We start from the raw sequence: 15,406 nt of genomic DNA, 5'->3' as shown, positions 1-15,406 counted from the left end.
CGGACTGCTCGTAAAAGCCCGATTGGTGAGGGCTGATAATCAGTGGGGGATGCCCTCACCACTGATTAAAGTTTCACTTTATAGTTTATCCTAAAATATTCTCGATATCCCTCTTTATTTTCACTTAAAGATATCCAAATACAGCTTTTATAAATTTTTCCATAATAAAAAGCACATTTATTTTGATGTGCTCTTCACATATAATTTAGTAAAATATGAATCATTTTTTGAAACAAAAACTCCCACTCATCTCTCCCCATACTATCGTTATGACTTAGTTGCCATAATAATTGAACGAGGATAAAATCCCAGCTTTTCATAAAATGATACAGCTTCATTTCCATACACTACTGTTAATTCAATTTCATCTATCTTTTTCACTTTAAACCATTCCACTGCACTATTCATTAATTTCAAACCAAATCCGTTTCTTCGGTATTTTTCATCAACAAATAAAACTTCAATCTTTCCGCTTACGCTTTTACTATACGCTATACAAAATCCTAATATATTATCTGTTTCTGACTCAATCAATAATTCAATTCTATATTCTCCGTACTTTGAGTTCTTTTTATAATTTTCAATACGTTCCTCAAATGTCATTCTTGGGTAATCGCCAGAAAAATATTTTGATTTATTATTATGATATTCATGCAATTTATTTAAGGATTCTCTTATTATCTCTATTTCATCGAGAGTGATATATTTATTACTAATTCTCATCCTATAGCATCTCCAATAATATATATTTCAGCATAAAAATAAGACTGTTTTTTGTTCACAAAATATTACTCTATTATTCCATCGCTTCCCTCACAACCTCTTGAATCATAACAACTTCTGTTTTCATATCAATAGATGGTGCTTCTTCATCGATACATTCATACCAAAACGCTAAGTGCTTTTTATCGATTTCATAATGAGAATTTTCGACAAGAGCTCCGCCTTCTCCTTGCACAGAATACCAATATAAGTACTCTTCTCCATCTCTTATTTCCCGGAAAATTGTCTCAACATACATCTTTTCGTCGTTTAATGTCAAAAGGACTTCTTTCATATTTTCATTAAGAAGCTGCATCCATTCATCTACTCGATGACTCTTACCAGGCTTAACTTTAAATCTCGTTAATTCTACATTCATTTTTATTCCCCCGTTTTCTTACGTACAAACAAACTGTATTCTATTGGATGATAAAAACTTAATTTACTAGCTAATTTTCGCGAAGGAATATTGTCTACATAACAATCCCAGCTCGGTATAATATCACTTTGCATGCAATGTTCAATGAACCGTGTCGCAACAGCTTGAGCTAATCCTTTCCCTTGATATGCTTTATGCGTAGCAATATCGATTTCAGCAAAACTATTCCCTCTAAATATTGAGACGCATTCAGCTATAATCATCCCACCTTGTTCTATACAAAATCCGAAACCACTGTTCAAAAATAGTTCTTTTGATCCCCAATATTCTTTATAATACTTCTCTGTAAATTCACTGCTTCGTTCTATATCACTTTTATCAATACGCTTCACTGCATATGTATTTTTATTTGCATCTTGTGTTCGCTCTTCAAAGATTTCTCTTTGGAATTTCATTCGTGGCATATTCCGAAGTACATTACTAAAACGCCCTTCAATCATCATTTCCCACTCTTCACTTGAAGCGAATAGTGTAAATCTCTTCTCTGTTTTTTCAATAGCCATTTTTAAATACATCAATAAATCTTCATTATAATTTTGATCATCCGTATGACCAAATAAATAATAGATACCGTTAACTGTACGAATTAATCCTGCTGTTAACTTCTCGTTGGCAAAAATCTCACCATCTATCATTTGGTCACATACCGCATAAGCAAATGTCGTCGTTCTTGTATTACTTTCCAAAATCGGAATGATTTTTCTATACTCGGCTACAGATAATTTTTTCATAACTGCTCCACTTTAATCGTATCAGCTTCTATATTTTCGAAACAAAGATTTACTGTTCTCTTTAATGCTCTCGTTCTATGAATCGTACACGCTGGAATTAAAATAGAATCATTCGGCTTTAAAACTGCTGTTTCTCCATCTTCAAAATCGATAAGCAATTCTCCCTCTAGCACAATGAATAATTCATCCGAATTAGAATGATAATGCCAATCATATTCGCCAGTAAATACAGCGATTCGTAAGCAATGATTATTTACATTTGAAACGACGAAATTTTTATGTTGATCTTTAATATCCTTTGTTAATTCTATTAAGTTCACAGTTTCCATCTTTCGTCCCATCCTTTCATTAGTCGTTCTTCTAAAAAACTAACTTAATCTCCTCCACCTCCGCAATCTCCTCCACCATCACTTGAGCTGCTACAATCATTGCTACTGTAGTCACCGAATCCACTTGATGAGCTTGAATTGGATGAAGATTTTTTGCTTCTTTTTCTATCTTTTTTACTTTCATGACTAGGCCAAACCTTATCAAATAATATAAAGAATAAGATTCCTTCTACCATAACAAGCATAACGCCAAAAATACCTTCAATAACATTAGGGGTTATCCCCAAACTTTTAACCATCCCACATAAAAACACACAAAAAATCACATACAAGAACATACAAATATATCGAAATACTTTTTCTATCATAAGGACTACTTTTTTTGAAAAAGGTATGTTCTGTTCCTGTTTTCTCTTCATATACTTTTGTCTCTTAACTTGCTTTTTCTTCCTCTTTTTGCTCCCCATTGAATCCCCTCTTTTTGTTATATAATTCTAAATTATCATAATAAAAATCGATTTACACCAATAAATAACAATTATTCACATGTTATTTCTCCATAAAAAAGACCCTCCTCATAAAGGAAGGTCTCGAATGTATTTCTATTATGATAAAGCAGGAGCTTTTTCAAGAAGCTCTTTCGCATCAGCGTATTGTAAGCCGTGCGCTTCTGCAACTGCTTCGAATGTTACATAGCCATCTAATGTGTTAATACCTTTTAGTAATGCAGTGTTGCCTAAGCAAGCATCTTTGTAACCTTTGTTCGCAATTTGTACTGCATATGGTACTGTTACGTTTGTTAATGCAAGAGTTGACGTACGTGGAACTGCACCTGGCATATTAGCAACTGCATAATGAACAACGCCATGTTTTTCGTAAGTTGGGTTATCATGAGTTGTAATACGATCAGTTGTTTCGAAAATACCACCTTGGTCAATCGCGATATCTACAACGACAGAACCTGGTTCCATTGATTGAATCATTTCTTCAGTTACAAGTTTTGGCGCTTTTGCACCTGGAATTAATACTGCACCAATAACAAGGTCAGATTCTTTAACAGCTTCTGCAATGTTATATGGATTAGACATTAATGTTTTTACTTGGTTACCGAAAATATCATCTAATTGACGAAGACGTTCTGCACTTAAGTCAATGATTGTTACATCTGCACCTAAACCTACTGCAATCTTAGCTGCGTTTGTACCAGCTTGACCACCGCCGATGATTGTTACTTTGCCGCGTTTTACCCCTGGAACGCCTGCAAGTAAAATACCTTTACCACCTTTGTTTTTCTCAAGGAATTGTGCACCGATTTGTGCAGCCATACGACCAGCTACTTCACTCATAGGTGCAAGTAATGGTAAAGAACGATTGTCTAATTGTACTGTTTCATATGCGATTGATGCAACTTTGTTATCGATTAATGCTTTCGTTAATTCTGGTTCTGGAGCTAAGTGTAAGTATGTGAATAAAATTAAACCTTCACGGAAATAGCCGTATTCACTTGCTACTGGCTCTTTTACCTTCATAACCATATCTTGATTCCATGCTTCTTCAGCAGTTTCTACAAGTTTCGCACCAGCTTGTACGTATTCTTCATCCGTAAAGCCAGATCCTAAACCTGCTCCTTTTTGAACAAAAACTTCATGACCATTTTGTACTAAATGTACTGCTCCCGCTGGCGTCATTGCCACACGGTTTTCATTGTTTTTAATTTCTGTTGGAATACCGATACGCATGATTAGTTCCCCCTTGAGTTATGAAATGACCCCTGAATCATTTTTTAAAGCGCTTTCTACGCTCTTATATTTTAACATAATATCTCAATATTTGACAAAAAAATAACACGAGTTTTCCGATAGATTTAATTTTATATTAAAGGACAGTATTATCCGCACCTCTCAGCACAATGGATAAACTGTCCAATTATTCGAAACTTCATCTTATTTTATTCTATCGATGTCTATGAATAACATCCACTGCACCAGTCACTTCAATAATTGTACCGGTAATCATATCGGAATCGTCCTCACATAAAAACGAAATGGTTCTTGCAATATCTTCACCTGTTCCAGATCTACCAATCGGTGTGTTATGCTCTTTCAGCTGACGTGCTTCTTGAATAGTTGCCTCTTTCATCTCGCCTATAATATCACCAGGACATACCATGTTCGCAGTAATACCATACTCCGCTTCTTCATAAGCAACTGTTTTCGTTAATGAAACAAGTCCTACTTTCGCTGCGGCAAAAGCTGAACGATAAATCCATCCCGGTGCACTATCCGCCCCTTGAAATCCGTAATTAATAATACGGCCAAAGTTCTGTTTTCTCATGACCGGAACGACAAGTTTTAATAAATGAAATACCGCTGTTAAATTTCCCTGAATCATTTCATTCCATTCATCTTCTTCATAATCAACTAACTTTTTTCGTTCAAATACATATGGACCAGCATTATTAATTAAAAAGTCAATTTTGCCAAAACGGCTCATCGCTTTTTCTACTATTTTATGTAAATCTTCCTTTTTCGTGACATCCGCTTGCACGAATTGTAGACGCTCTTCCACATCTTTATATGTTTCTTTCATCGTTTCCATAGCCGTGATATCGCTATGGTACGTTACTGTTACTGAATAGCCTTTAGCCAATAATTTTTCTGTTACTTGCTTTCCTAAACCTTTCGTACCGGCTGTAATGAGCGCATGTCTCACAAAACTGCCCCCTTTTAAATTGCTATACTTCATATGTAACAAGTTCTCGCTCCAATTACAACTAAAATGAATTGAAACAGAGTTTTCAAAATTCTGTAACGTTTCTGGCAAGCACGTTACCAAAATTTGTTTTATAATTAAGTTGTAAACAGTTATAAAACAGATTGGGAGGAATTTACTATGAATAATACATATACAAATATTTTAATCGCGGTGGATGGTTCTAAAGAAGCAGAAAAAGCCTTTAAAAAAGCAATTCAAGTCGCAAAGCGCAACAATGCAACATTAACAATTGCTCATATCGTTGATGTAAAAGCATACTCAGCAGTAGAAGCTTATAGCCGTGCAATTGCGGAACGTGCAAATCTATTTGCAGAAGACTTATTAGAAGACTACAAAAAAACTGCGCTTGAAGCTGGTCTTGAAAAAATTGAAACTGTATTAGAATTCGGTAATCCTAAATCAAAAATTTCAAAAGAAATTGCTCCAAACCATAAAGTAGATTTAATTATGTGTGGCGCGACTGGTTTAAATGCTGTTGAGCGTTTCCTAATTGGTAGCGTCTCTGAACATATTATTCGCTATGCGAAATGCGATGTCCTTGTTGTTCGTGGTGATGAAGAGCAAGGTGAGCTTTAATTTATAGATAAAACACCAAGTCCACATAGGCTTGGTGTTTTTCATTTTATAAACTTCACTATAAACACAAGACATGCTACGACAACAACGGTAATTGCCAACACATAAGGCGGAAGAAACTTCAAAGACCATAACGCCATCATGATTGTCGCGATCGTTAAGTACGTTTGCTTTGCATCTGCTGTCATTTTTTTACGAAGTAAGAAGACGTACAAATAGCCAATTGGCGGCGTAATGAAGCAAAGAACATATATGATTTTTGATTTTAAATACCATTTTTGTTCTCCAAGTTTCTTTATATCCCCTTCTATTCTCTTATGCTCTTGTTCTCTCGCTTCTTCTACAAGCGGGTCTTCCTCTTCTCCTCGCTTTTCTTTCATATAAGGAAGAAAGTGCATAAAAAAATAGTATGCGAATACGAACGCTCCAAATCCAATATTTAATCTTTCTAATGGAATATGTTCACTAAAAAAAGCAGCAGTAAGCACTAAAAACAAACAGTACGTCATCATCCAAAATGAACGTTTTCTCTTTTTTTGTTCCATTTCTTTTTTATCTTGTACATATTTTCTTTTCGAAAACCATATTGAAATACAGCAGTCTACTACAAATAGAATAAAGATAAGTATCCCGACGTGTACTGTTTCTACATCCTCAAATGAAAACATATTTGGGAATGCAACGTGTAATACAATTAGCGTGTACAAAATTAACCCTATAAAATAAATACGTCTCATTTTCCATCCCTTTCTTATTTCCTAACATTACGTTAACATACATTTTTTAGAAATAGACGGACAAAATATATATGTGTAAAAAAGGAGGATGCAACATGGATGATTCTGAACGTATTATTTTAGATGTGAATGGGAAAGAACTCGAAATGCTAGATACGATTCGTACTCATTTTAAAGAGAAACATGGCGTTGAACTAAGTAACGGTGCATTACTTAGAGATTTGATGGATATTGAGTATATTCGAATTACGGAAGATCGACATAAGTATGATTAAAAGAAAAACGACTGCAGGCGAATGCCATCAGTCGTTTTCTTTCTTTATTTAAGCTCTTGATGCTTCCCGCCCATACCATCTTGCTCATTGCTATCTTGGTGTACAGTTAGTTTATTTGTTTTCGTATCTTTTAAAACTCTATATGTATATGATTCATTTGGTTCATCTTTAAACTGCACATTCATTCCATACGAATCCATTTTGCTATAAAAGGCCGGTTTTATATATAAAATATCACTTTCTTTATATCCTTTATCTTGCAAATGCCACATCGTTGCGATAATCGCTTCTTCTCGCTTTTCTTTTTCACCAACATACATATATTTGTCCAAAAGAAACACTTTAGCATTTGCAATTAAACTAATTACCAGTACAATGATAAACACTATTTTTTTCATAGACTTCCCCTAAATTGTTATTTTTTACTATATTGTAACTTAAATATTATTAAAAAACAAAGTACGCCAGACTTTACTAGACTGGCGTACTTCCCAACTCAATTCTTAATAAATTCTTTCGTTAACCCCTTCGCCTTCTCCAAAGCGTTTTTGATTTGTTCAAACCCTGTCCCACCAGCACTATTACGACGCTTTACAGCCGCATATGGTGAAAGAACTTCATACAAATCTTCTTCAAATAAAGAGCTCATTTCTTGATATGTTTCAAGCGGGACATCTAATAAATAAATTCCTTTTTGTGTGCAATGTAGCACTAACTTCCCAACAATTTCATGAGCTTGACGGAATGGTAGTCCTTTGTTTGCTAAATAGTCGGCAATTTCTGTTGCGTTGGAGAAATCTTGCGTCACAGCTTGCCCCATTTTTTCTTTGTTTACAGTCATCGTTTCAAGCATGCCCGCCATAATATGAAGGCATCCTTCTACTGTTTTTACTGTATCAAACATTCCTTCTTTATCTTCTTGCAAGTCTTTATTATAAGCGAGCGGTAATCCTTTCATTACTGTAAGTAAACTGAATAAATTACCGTATACTCTGCCTGTTTTACCACGGATTAGTTCTGCCATATCCGGGTTTTTCTTTTGCGGCATAATGCTGCTTCCAGTTGCGTATTGATCGCTCATTTCAATAAATTGAAACTCTTGGCTACTCCATAAAATAAGTTCTTCACAAAAGCGCGATAAGTGCATCATAAGCATAGATGAGTTACTTAGGAACTCCAGTATGAAATCACGATCGCTTACTGCATCTAAACTATTTTCATATATTCCATTAAATCCAAGAAGCTCCGCACTATATTCTCGGTCAATCGGGAATGTCGTCCCAGCTAGCGCTCCTGCTCCTAATGGGGAGATATTAATACGCTTTAACGAATCTTCATAACGATTTACATCACGCTCTAACATCCAAAAATAAGCGAGAATATGATGAGCAAATGAAATCGGCTGGGCACGTTGCAAATGCGTATAGCCAGGCATAATCGTTTCAATATTATTTTCTGCTTGATGAACAAGAACAGTTTGCAATTGCTTTGTAGCTTTTATAATATGTTCTACCTTTTCTTTTAAATACAAATGCATATCCGTTGCCACTTGATCGTTACGGCTTCGGCCTGTATGAAGTTTCCCTCCTACTTCGCCAATTTGTTCAATTAACATCTTTTCGATATTTAAATGAATATCTTCTGCTTCTACTGAAAATTGTAGCTTATTCTCTTTTGCTTCTTTCAATAAATATTGAAGACCTACCTTTATTTTCTCTGCTTCTTCTTTCGTCACGATGCTCTGCTTTGCTAGCATCGTGACGTGTGCAATACTCCCGTTTATATCTTGATTTACTAATTGTTGATCGAAGGAGATGGATGCTCCAAACTCTTCAACCCATGCTTCCGCTTCTTCTGTAAAACGTCCGCCCCAAAGTTTGCTCACGCTTCCACCTTCTTTTGATTCACTTGGCTGTATACTTTCGTCGGTAAACCAAATAATGAAATGAATCCAACTGCTGCATCATGATTAAATTCGTCCTGGGCAGTATATGTTGCTAATTTTTCATCGTATAAAGAGTACTCAGATTTACGTCCTTCTACAATCGCATGACCTTTAAATAATTTCACACGCACTGTACCTGTTACATTCTTTTGCGTTTCTTGTAAAAATGCATGAAGCGCTTGTTTTAAAGGTGAGAACCATAAACCGTTATAAATAAGTTCTGTTATTTTCTGTTCAATCACTGGTTTAAAATGTGCTACTTCTTTTACGTGTGTTAAATCTTCCAACTCTTTATGCGCAGTGATTAACGTCATTGCTGCTGGGCATTCGTATACTTCACGAGATTTAATACCGACAAGACGATTTTCTACGTGATCAATACGTCCAACGCCGTGTTTTCCAGCGAGCGCATTTAACGTTTTAATTAATTCTGCAAGTGAATATGCAGTGCCATTTAAAGTAGTCGGTACGCCTGCTTCAAATCCGATTTCTACAAACTCTGGTTTATTCGGTGTATCTTCTAACGCCAATGTCATCTCATATGCATCTTCTGGCGGCGCTGCCCATGGATCTTCTAAAATTCCACATTCGTTGCTGCGTCCCCATAAGTTCTGATCGATTGAAAACGGGCTATCTAAATTAATCGGAATTGGTACATCGTTTTCTTTTGCATATGCAATTTCTTCTTCACGTGACCATTTCCATTCACGTACAGGCGCAATCACTTCTAAGTAAGGATTTAATGCTTGGATAGAAACTTCAAAACGAACTTGGTCATTTCCTTTTCCTGTACATCCGTGTGCAACTGCAGTTGCGCCTTCTTGTTCTGCGATTTCTACTAATTTCTTTGCAATAAGCGGACGAGATAATGCAGAGACAAGAGGGTATTTTCCTTCGTATAATGTGTGTGCTTGCATCGCCATCAATGCATATTCATTCGCGAATTCTTCTTGAACGTCAATCATATATGATTTAATTGCACCTACTGAAAGTGCCTTTTCTTTTACAAATGCTAAGTCTTTACCTTCCCCTAAATCTAAACAAAGCGCGATAATATCATAATTTTTCTCTTGTAACCATTTAATTGCAACAGAAGTATCAAGACCTCCGGAATATGCTAATACAACTTTTTTCTTCTTCATTTTGCATCCCCCTAAAGAATAAATATTCATTTTCTTTTATAATAATTCACACTTTACCACCTTTCACAAAATGTATCAAGAGTCATTTTCAAATTTTTTCAAACAATTTCGTCGAACTTCTTTCTGTTTTTCTGTACAATATAAGCAGGAAAACGGGGGTGAACTTATGGAAAAGTATTTCTTATACGATGAACATCTAGGAATTGAAATTCCGCATTTACAAGAAGACTGGGAAGAAATTCCCGAAAAAATGCAACATGCTATTTTACTAAAATGGGAACAAGTTCGCGGGAAAATTCCTGATCGTATAAAAGAACTTGAGCACTATATTAATACAAAACAACATTATTTAAATAACGAAGAAGACTTCGAAGTTTCTTGTAAACTAAATTCAGAAATTGCCGATCTTGCTTCCATCATTAATGACCTTTGGCTTTGGTATCGACTCACTCAAAATGTATCTGAGGGGAAAGCACACCAATGAAAAAAGCATGCCCCTCAATTACTTTGGGTCATGCTTTTTTGTCATAACATGATTTACAATATATCTCTTGTGCTGTTTTTGCCAAACACACATCAAAAGGGCCAACTAATATACTTCTTTCTTTCGGCAACTTTACAAAAGCAACAAGCTCTTCTTCATATTGAATTTTTTTCTGACATGAAATACATATTAATTCTTTTCTTTTGAACATTCCTTTTAGCATACCTTCACTCTCCCCTTCATCTATCTATATTAATATACTCTCATAATAGTTAAGACTTGTAAAAAAATGACACATTCCGAATCTAATGATTCATATACTATGTACAAAAGGAGGTCTACAGCTTATGCGTGCTTTCGTTATTATCGCTTTAACTTTTTTAAGTGTGATTAGTTGGGATGCGTTTTTTAAAGATAAAAGTGATGAAAAGAATACAACGGAATAAAACCCTTTTTTTCTTACTTATTGGACAAACCGTTACAAACTGTCCAATCCTCCGAAATAACTTAGGCTTTTCTACAAAAATATTTAAACATAACATTTTTTGTAGATTCCCTCCGTTTATTGTCGGTTTCCATCCGCATACATTTTTTAAAAGTATGATATAATAGTATAAATCTTGAAGGAAGGGATTTTGATATCATGATCGCTCGAAGGAGCATGTGGCATCGTATTGACGAATCATACACGTAGCGTATTTTTCAGCTCAGATACTTTAGTCTAGCGAAAAAAATACGAGAGTGGGGAAATTATGATTGCCCGAAGGATAATTTGGCAAAAAAAAGACTCTTCTTACACATAGCGTTTTGTTTAGGACTTAATTGTTACTAACTAAACAAAACAAAGAAGAGCAGGATTGCTAAATGACGAATCCTACTCCACGTTTTGTTTAGTCGTTTTAAGACTTAAACTAAAACGAAGGTAGGGAGAATTGATGGACGAGAGGATTATTCGTTATTTCTTCAGCGACATATAGCGTAGTTAGTTTTTTCGTAAACTAACTGAAAGCTACATGTGAGCTCGTAGTTAGTTTACAACACAAAAAGGACTACTAACTACGGAAAGAAGGAATAACGATGAGGAACATCCAAAGTCGGCAAATTATTAAAGAAATTTTTATGGTTTTAATCGGTTCATTTATTTTAGCAGCAGCGCTATATCACATTCACTTCCAAAACCACTTAACAGAAGGTGGCTTTGTAGGAATTGCACTATTCATTCAAAACTTTTATGATATTTCACCATCTATTTCAACTGTATTAATGGATATCCCAATTATTTTACTGTGCGCTTCATTTTTAGGTAGAAAAATGGTTGGCTATTCATTCCTAGGTTCAATTTCATTCGGAGTATTTTATTCCTTTATGGAAAATTATTCTCCATTTACGGTAGATTTATCAAATAACTTATTTATAGCTGCAGTAGTTGGCGGTGCGTTAGCTGGTATTGGACTCGGTTTTATATTGCGATTTGGCGGTGCAACCGGTGGAGACGATATTTTAACAATTGTATTAAGTAAACGAACTCGTTTTACAATTGGGCAAATTTTCTTCGTCTTTGACGCGATTGTTCTTGCGCTTTCATTATATTATTTAAATTGGACAGAAATTGCTTTTACTATTCTTTCGATTGCCGTACAGGCAAAAACATTGGATTTAATTTATTATCCAAAAACAGAAAAAACAGCAGAAAAACAGCCAGTATCTGTTCCAATGTCCAAAAAACATGCAACAAATTAAAAAAGCGAAAGGCTTCGGCCTCTCGCTTTTTTTATGCTCTTTTTTCTTTCTCGACTATATGGCGCACTTGATAAAATCTATTTGCAAATTCAGTAACGTTTCTTGTTAAACGATAATTCACTGTAGATCCAATTGCCATTCCAATTACCGGTATACCTTGGAATAATTTACGACGAAGAGCATAAATCGAAAATGTCTTCAAAATTTGTTTTAACACAACCTCAGTAGAAGCTGTTTGTAGCACTGCTTCGTCTCCTTCGTAGAAGAACGAATCTTCTTGCTCCAGCTCTTGCAATAAATTGTACCATGCGTATTGCTGAAGTCTTCCTGGTAGTAATGACGCATGAAACACCTTTAACGCAAGCATCATTTCATACGGCTTGTTCACATCATGTCCAAATGATGTTGCAATAAGTTGGACTGCCTTCACATTTAATGCGATCATAACCGGAAAATCCGCCGTTAATAATAATAAACCTCCAGCACCTGTTGCCCCGCCTTGTACAAATGAATATAGACGATGACGTGCTGTTTGCTGCTCTGCTATGTATGTTAATTGATCAATAGATAATGCTTTCAAATCTTCAAGCTGTTCAATCGATTCATCAAATAATCTTGATGTTCCTAAAATCCGATTACGTGCATCTAACTGTGCTTGTGAACTTTGAATAAATGCATGCAAATGAAAGAGCCATCCATCTGCTTTCGTGAAGAATTCTTTTCGCTTTTTCTCAGGTAATTTCGCAACTGTAGTATGTAACCATTTATCAAACACTTTTTGAAAATCGGTCGCTTCTTGCTCAACTAATTGCGCTTCCCATTCTTTTATATTGTCTAAAATGGCTTGTTCTCGCTTCGATCGCATCGTAACAACCACCTCGTTCGATTTTTTTCTATTGTAACATATTTCTGCTTATTCTTTGCAAATATGCTTGTCTATCTTTATTCACATACCATTTTTGAATGGCATAAAATATTAACAAAAAGGATGAGATAAATCACATGAATCTATCCGATATAAAAAAAGAATATAATGCGGTATTCAGCTTAGGACAAAACTGCTGGCCTGCTTGGGCATTATATCAATTAGAATTATCACCATTTTTTGGCGTTATTGATTTTATGCTAAGCCCCTCATTAGAAAAAGTGAATGTATTATTACAAAATCGATTTGACCGCTTTTTAAATTTCGAAAATTTATCCTTCATCTCATTTTGGGATGATGATGCAAAATTAAGATTAAGGGACAACCTTTATGAAATTGACTCCTGTCATGACTTTAAAACAGATGTAAACACACCAACTTCTTGGCCTTCTTATACAGAAATTAAGTTAAATTATGAACATCGTATTAATCGTTTTCTAGCTACAATTGAAACGGCCGAATCCATATTATTTATTCGAACTGGAGGAACATATGAAGAAGCATGTTCCCTAGAACAAATTTTATCTCAAATCGTTACACATACATTCTCTGTCCTGTTACTAATTCCTGCCGATATACCAACTATCACCCAAGAAGATTGGGGATTACAACGTGTTTGCGTTATGAAATGTCCTATTATGGATGTATACCAATACAATGAAGCATTTTGGAAAGACTTATTTGATGGAATTACGATTAGACCACATTCTTAAATACATGACACCTTTACTACAAAACATATTATAATCTTCCTTATACAAAAAATAAGGAGTGATTGTATATGTATCCACGTGCAAAGGCTTTTGGCATTGCTATACATCACGGGCGTCTTCTCGTACAAGAATATCATTCAGCCGATGAAACATTTTACCGACCTCTTGGTGGTTCAATTGAACTTGGTGAACAATCAGCACATACCGTTATTCGTGAATTTAGGGAAGAGCTTCATACAGAAGTGGAAATCACCAATTATTTAGGTTGTTTAGAAAATGTCTTTCATCTAGATGGAGACATTGGTCATGAAATTATTCAACTATATTCTTTGCGTTTATTAGACACGTCACTATATGAAATGAAAATATTAAATATACAAGATGAGGAAACAGTAACATATGCGAAATGGATTCCTATTACGGCATTCATTCAGAAAGAAAAAATATTATATCCGGATGGAGTTTTAAAATACATCCAAAAGAAAAAAGACGAAATCCTATAGGATTTCGTCTTTTTTTTCATATATTAACCAATATCTCCAAGACGTAGTACGTCACGAGCAATCATAACTTCTTCGTCAGTTGGAATTACGATAATTTTTACTGGAGAGTGTGGGAAGCTGATGAATGCTTCTTCACCGAATACGTTATTACGTTTTGCATCGAAGTATACGCCCATGTACTCAAGGCCTTCTAATACGCGCTCACGAATAATCGCACTGTTTTCACCTACACCAGCTGTGAAGATGATTGCGTCTACACCTTTCATACGAGCAGTGTAAGAACCGATGTATTTGTGGATACGGCTTACGAATACATCAAGTGCTACTTTCGCACGGTGGTCGCCTTCTTCTTCTTTCGCAATGATGTCACGTAGGTCACTAGAGTAACCAGTAAGACCTAACATACCACTCTTCTTGTTTAATACGTTAACTACTTCTTCTACTGTTTGGCCTGTTTTTTCCATGATGTATGGAATTAACGCAGGGTCAAGGTTACCAGAACGTGTACCCATTGTTACACCAGCAAGTGGAGTGAAGCCCATAGAAGTATCAATAGATTTACCGCCTTCTACTGCTGCGATACTTGCACCGTTACCTAAGTGACAAGAAAGTAAGCTTAAGCTTTCAATTGGACGACCTAATAATTCAGCCGCACGCTCAGTTACATATTTATGAGAAGTTCCGTGGAAACCGTATTTACGGATGCCGAATTTTTCATAGTACTCATATGGTAAGCTGTATAGGAATGCAGATTCCGGCATTGTTTGGTGGAATGCTGTATCGAATACTGCTACTGCTGGTACGTTTGGTAATACTTCTTGGAATGCTTTAATACCAACAACGTTTGCTGGGTTATGAAGTGGTGCTAAATCGCTTAATTCTTCGATATCAGCTAATACTTCATCAGTAATTAAAACAGAGTCAGCAAATTTTTCGCCGCCGTGAACAACACGGTGACCGATACCGCCAATCTCATCTAGAGATTTAACGATTCCGTTTTCAGTTAATTTTTTTAGAAGCATATTAACTGCTACTGCGTGATCTGGAATGTTTGTAATTTCTTTTTGTTTTTCGCCATCTACAGTAATAGTGAAGATACTATCTTCTAAACCGATACGTTCTACTAAACCTTTTGTTAATACTGTTTCACTTGGCATTTCAAATAATTGGAATTTTAAGGAAGAGCTTCCTGCGTTAATCGCGATGATTTTTGACATCTAGTCTTTCGCCCCTTTTTCTCTTGGTAGTTGTGTGGATGTTTCCACAAACCGCTCGATTTTATCTGATCAAATTCACTAAATATGAAAACGTTTCATCATTAGCAAATTTT

General features: G+C 35.3%; 20 protein-coding genes. 6 read left to right on the top strand and 14 right to left on the bottom strand.

Annotation, left to right across the window (positions count from 1 at the left end; genetic code table 11):
• Window positions 1-267: 267 nt before the first annotated feature.
• The 7 genes from ACTFR8_RS09665 to ACTFR8_RS09635 all read right to left on the bottom strand — a co-directional run bounded on the left by ACTFR8_RS09665 (window position 268) and on the right by ACTFR8_RS09635 (window position 5,006).
• Window positions 268-723: a GNAT family N-acetyltransferase gene (locus ACTFR8_RS09665; RefSeq protein ID WP_001222923.1), complete on the bottom strand. Its 456-nt coding sequence runs from the start codon at window positions 721-723 to the stop codon at window positions 268-270.
• Between the two features lie 73 nt (window positions 724-796).
• Window positions 797-1,141, bottom strand: coding sequence for a DUF6176 family protein (locus tag ACTFR8_RS09660; RefSeq protein ID WP_001100215.1), 345 nt, complete (start codon window positions 1,139-1,141; stop codon window positions 797-799).
• Between the two features lie 2 nt (window positions 1,142-1,143).
• Window positions 1,144-1,932 carry a GNAT family N-acetyltransferase gene (locus ACTFR8_RS09655; protein ID WP_100619211.1) on the bottom strand — a complete coding sequence of 263 codons (789 nt, stop codon included), beginning with the start codon at window positions 1,930-1,932 and terminating at the stop codon, window positions 1,144-1,146.
• Window positions 1,929-2,261 carry a cupin domain-containing protein gene (locus ACTFR8_RS09650; RefSeq protein ID WP_000450927.1) on the bottom strand — a complete coding sequence of 111 codons (333 nt, stop codon included), beginning with the start codon at window positions 2,259-2,261 and terminating at the stop codon, window positions 1,929-1,931. Before ACTFR8_RS09650 ends, ACTFR8_RS09655 begins: the two co-directional genes overlap by 4 nt.
• A 44-nt stretch (window positions 2,262-2,305) precedes the next feature.
• Window positions 2,306-2,728 (bottom strand): hypothetical protein, encoded by a 423-nt coding sequence (locus ACTFR8_RS09645; protein ID WP_000534949.1) that lies wholly within the window; start codon window positions 2,726-2,728, stop codon window positions 2,306-2,308.
• A gap of 138 nt (window positions 2,729-2,866) precedes the next feature.
• A complete protein-coding gene (gene ald, locus ACTFR8_RS09640; protein WP_001219398.1) occupies window positions 2,867-4,000 on the bottom strand; it encodes an alanine dehydrogenase in 1,134 nt (377 codons plus the stop codon).
• A 214-nt stretch (window positions 4,001-4,214) separates the two neighbouring features.
• The gene (locus ACTFR8_RS09635) at window positions 4,215-5,006 is read right to left on the bottom strand and encodes an SDR family oxidoreductase (protein ID WP_002005829.1); all 792 of its coding nucleotides are present in this window, start codon (window positions 5,004-5,006) and stop codon (window positions 4,215-4,217) included.
• A gap of 147 nt (window positions 5,007-5,153) precedes the next feature.
• Between ACTFR8_RS09635 and ACTFR8_RS09630 the strand changes: the two genes are divergently transcribed.
• Window positions 5,154-5,612, top strand: coding sequence for a universal stress protein (locus tag ACTFR8_RS09630; RefSeq protein WP_001066673.1), 459 nt, complete (start codon window positions 5,154-5,156; stop codon window positions 5,610-5,612).
• Window positions 5,613-5,653: 41 nt separating this feature from the next.
• Here ACTFR8_RS09630 and ACTFR8_RS09625 read toward each other — a convergent pair whose 3' ends face one another.
• Window positions 5,654-6,349, bottom strand: a complete 696-nt coding sequence (locus tag ACTFR8_RS09625) for a hypothetical protein (protein ID WP_100619209.1) — start codon at window positions 6,347-6,349, stop codon at window positions 5,654-5,656.
• Window positions 6,350-6,444: 95 nt separating this feature from the next.
• Here ACTFR8_RS09625 and ACTFR8_RS09620 point away from each other — a divergent pair, with 95 nt between their 5' ends.
• Window positions 6,445-6,624 carry a hypothetical protein gene (locus ACTFR8_RS09620; protein ID WP_000342765.1) on the top strand — a complete coding sequence of 60 codons (180 nt, stop codon included), beginning with the start codon at window positions 6,445-6,447 and terminating at the stop codon, window positions 6,622-6,624.
• Window positions 6,625-6,668: 44 nt separating this feature from the next.
• Here ACTFR8_RS09620 and ACTFR8_RS09615 read toward each other — a convergent pair whose 3' ends face one another.
• The 3 genes from ACTFR8_RS09615 to ACTFR8_RS09605 form a co-directional block, all read right to left on the bottom strand.
• Entirely contained in the window at window positions 6,669-7,022 is a 354-nt protein-coding gene (locus ACTFR8_RS09615; protein WP_100619207.1) for a DUF3139 domain-containing protein, read from the bottom strand.
• A gap of 98 nt (window positions 7,023-7,120) precedes the next feature.
• A complete protein-coding gene (gene argH, locus ACTFR8_RS09610; protein WP_044796464.1) occupies window positions 7,121-8,509 on the bottom strand; it encodes an argininosuccinate lyase in 1,389 nt (462 codons plus the stop codon).
• Window positions 8,506-9,711, bottom strand: coding sequence for an argininosuccinate synthase (locus tag ACTFR8_RS09605; protein ID WP_000727588.1), 1,206 nt, complete (start codon window positions 9,709-9,711; stop codon window positions 8,506-8,508). The genes argH and ACTFR8_RS09605 overlap by 4 nt, the downstream gene beginning before the upstream one ends.
• Before the next feature lie 166 nt (window positions 9,712-9,877).
• Between ACTFR8_RS09605 and ACTFR8_RS09600 the strand changes: the two genes are divergently transcribed.
• A complete protein-coding gene (locus ACTFR8_RS09600) occupies window positions 9,878-10,195 on the top strand; it encodes a hypothetical protein (RefSeq protein WP_000417218.1) in 318 nt (105 codons plus the stop codon).
• A 28-nt stretch (window positions 10,196-10,223) separates the two neighbouring features.
• Here the strand turns inward: ACTFR8_RS09600 and ACTFR8_RS09595 are convergent, their stop codons facing one another.
• Window positions 10,224-10,418 carry a hypothetical protein gene (locus tag ACTFR8_RS09595; RefSeq protein ID WP_000911985.1) on the bottom strand — a complete coding sequence of 65 codons (195 nt, stop codon included), beginning with the start codon at window positions 10,416-10,418 and terminating at the stop codon, window positions 10,224-10,226.
• Window positions 10,419-11,272: 854 nt separating this feature from the next.
• Between ACTFR8_RS09595 and ACTFR8_RS09590 the strand changes: the two genes are divergently transcribed.
• Window positions 11,273-11,935 (top strand): YitT family protein, encoded by a 663-nt coding sequence (locus ACTFR8_RS09590; protein WP_001244515.1) that lies wholly within the window; start codon window positions 11,273-11,275, stop codon window positions 11,933-11,935.
• A gap of 31 nt (window positions 11,936-11,966) precedes the next feature.
• Here the strand turns inward: ACTFR8_RS09590 and ACTFR8_RS09585 are convergent, their stop codons facing one another.
• A complete protein-coding gene (locus tag ACTFR8_RS09585; protein WP_001256853.1) occupies window positions 11,967-12,800 on the bottom strand; it encodes an EcsC family protein in 834 nt (277 codons plus the stop codon).
• A 137-nt stretch (window positions 12,801-12,937) separates the two neighbouring features.
• Between ACTFR8_RS09585 and ACTFR8_RS09580 the strand changes: the two genes are divergently transcribed.
• Both ACTFR8_RS09580 and ACTFR8_RS09575 read left to right on the top strand, forming a co-directional pair.
• Complete coding sequence (locus ACTFR8_RS09580; protein WP_001053732.1) at window positions 12,938-13,573, top strand: DUF1796 family putative cysteine peptidase; 636 nt, start codon at window positions 12,938-12,940, stop codon at window positions 13,571-13,573.
• A gap of 68 nt (window positions 13,574-13,641) precedes the next feature.
• Window positions 13,642-14,076, top strand: coding sequence for an NUDIX hydrolase (locus tag ACTFR8_RS09575; RefSeq protein WP_000283470.1), 435 nt, complete (start codon window positions 13,642-13,644; stop codon window positions 14,074-14,076).
• A 23-nt stretch (window positions 14,077-14,099) separates the two neighbouring features.
• Here ACTFR8_RS09575 and ackA read toward each other — a convergent pair whose 3' ends face one another.
• Complete coding sequence (gene ackA, locus ACTFR8_RS09570) at window positions 14,100-15,293, bottom strand: acetate kinase (protein ID WP_000034575.1); 1,194 nt, start codon at window positions 15,291-15,293, stop codon at window positions 14,100-14,102.
• Window positions 15,294-15,406: the final 113 nt, after the last annotated feature.

The sequence above is a fragment of the Bacillus cereus group sp. MYBK15-3 genome, assembly GCF_051916765.1.
In the GTDB taxonomy this organism is placed as follows: Bacteria; Bacillota; Bacilli; order Bacillales; family Bacillaceae_G; genus Bacillus_A; species Bacillus_A cereus.
The sequence above is the reverse complement of the archived record's forward strand: the minus strand, read 5'-3'. Positions and strand labels throughout refer to the sequence as shown.

Bases quoted from the DNA above. Each gene is read 5' to 3' on its own strand.
- ACTFR8_RS09665 (WP_001222923.1), bottom strand. From the start codon at position 723: ATGAGAATTAGTAATAAATATATCACTCTCGATGAAATAGAGATAATA.
- ACTFR8_RS09660 (WP_001100215.1), bottom strand. From the start codon at position 1,141: ATGAATGTAGAATTAACGAGATTTAAAGTTAAGCCTGGTAAGAGTCAT.
- ACTFR8_RS09655 (WP_100619211.1), bottom strand. From the start codon at position 1,932: ATGAAAAAATTATCTGTAGCCGAGTATAGAAAAATCATTCCGATTTTG.
- ACTFR8_RS09650 (WP_000450927.1), bottom strand. From the start codon at position 2,261: ATGGAAACTGTGAACTTAATAGAATTAACAAAGGATATTAAAGATCAA.
- ACTFR8_RS09645 (WP_000534949.1), bottom strand. From the start codon at position 2,728: ATGGGGAGCAAAAAGAGGAAGAAAAAGCAAGTTAAGAGACAAAAGTAT.
- ald (WP_001219398.1), bottom strand. From the start codon at position 4,000: ATGCGTATCGGTATTCCAACAGAAATTAAAAACAATGAAAACCGTGTG.
- ACTFR8_RS09635 (WP_002005829.1), bottom strand. From the start codon at position 5,006: ATGAAGTATAGCAATTTAAAAGGGGGCAGTTTTGTGAGACATGCGCTC.
- ACTFR8_RS09630 (WP_001066673.1), top strand. From the start codon at position 5,154: ATGAATAATACATATACAAATATTTTAATCGCGGTGGATGGTTCTAAA.
- ACTFR8_RS09625 (WP_100619209.1), bottom strand. From the start codon at position 6,349: ATGAGACGTATTTATTTTATAGGGTTAATTTTGTACACGCTAATTGTA.
- ACTFR8_RS09620 (WP_000342765.1), top strand. From the start codon at position 6,445: ATGGATGATTCTGAACGTATTATTTTAGATGTGAATGGGAAAGAACTC.
- ACTFR8_RS09615 (WP_100619207.1), bottom strand. From the start codon at position 7,022: ATGAAAAAAATAGTGTTTATCATTGTACTGGTAATTAGTTTAATTGCA.
- ACTFR8_RS09605 (WP_000727588.1), bottom strand. From the start codon at position 9,711: ATGAAGAAGAAAAAAGTTGTATTAGCATATTCCGGAGGTCTTGATACT.
- ACTFR8_RS09600 (WP_000417218.1), top strand. From the start codon at position 9,878: ATGGAAAAGTATTTCTTATACGATGAACATCTAGGAATTGAAATTCCG.
- ACTFR8_RS09595 (WP_000911985.1), bottom strand. From the start codon at position 10,418: ATGCTAAAAGGAATGTTCAAAAGAAAAGAATTAATATGTATTTCATGT.
- ACTFR8_RS09590 (WP_001244515.1), top strand. From the start codon at position 11,273: ATGAGGAACATCCAAAGTCGGCAAATTATTAAAGAAATTTTTATGGTT.
- ACTFR8_RS09585 (WP_001256853.1), bottom strand. From the start codon at position 12,800: ATGCGATCGAAGCGAGAACAAGCCATTTTAGACAATATAAAAGAATGG.
- ACTFR8_RS09580 (WP_001053732.1), top strand. From the start codon at position 12,938: ATGAATCTATCCGATATAAAAAAAGAATATAATGCGGTATTCAGCTTA.
- ACTFR8_RS09575 (WP_000283470.1), top strand. From the start codon at position 13,642: ATGTATCCACGTGCAAAGGCTTTTGGCATTGCTATACATCACGGGCGT.
- ackA (WP_000034575.1), bottom strand. From the start codon at position 15,293: ATGTCAAAAATCATCGCGATTAACGCAGGAAGCTCTTCCTTAAAATTC.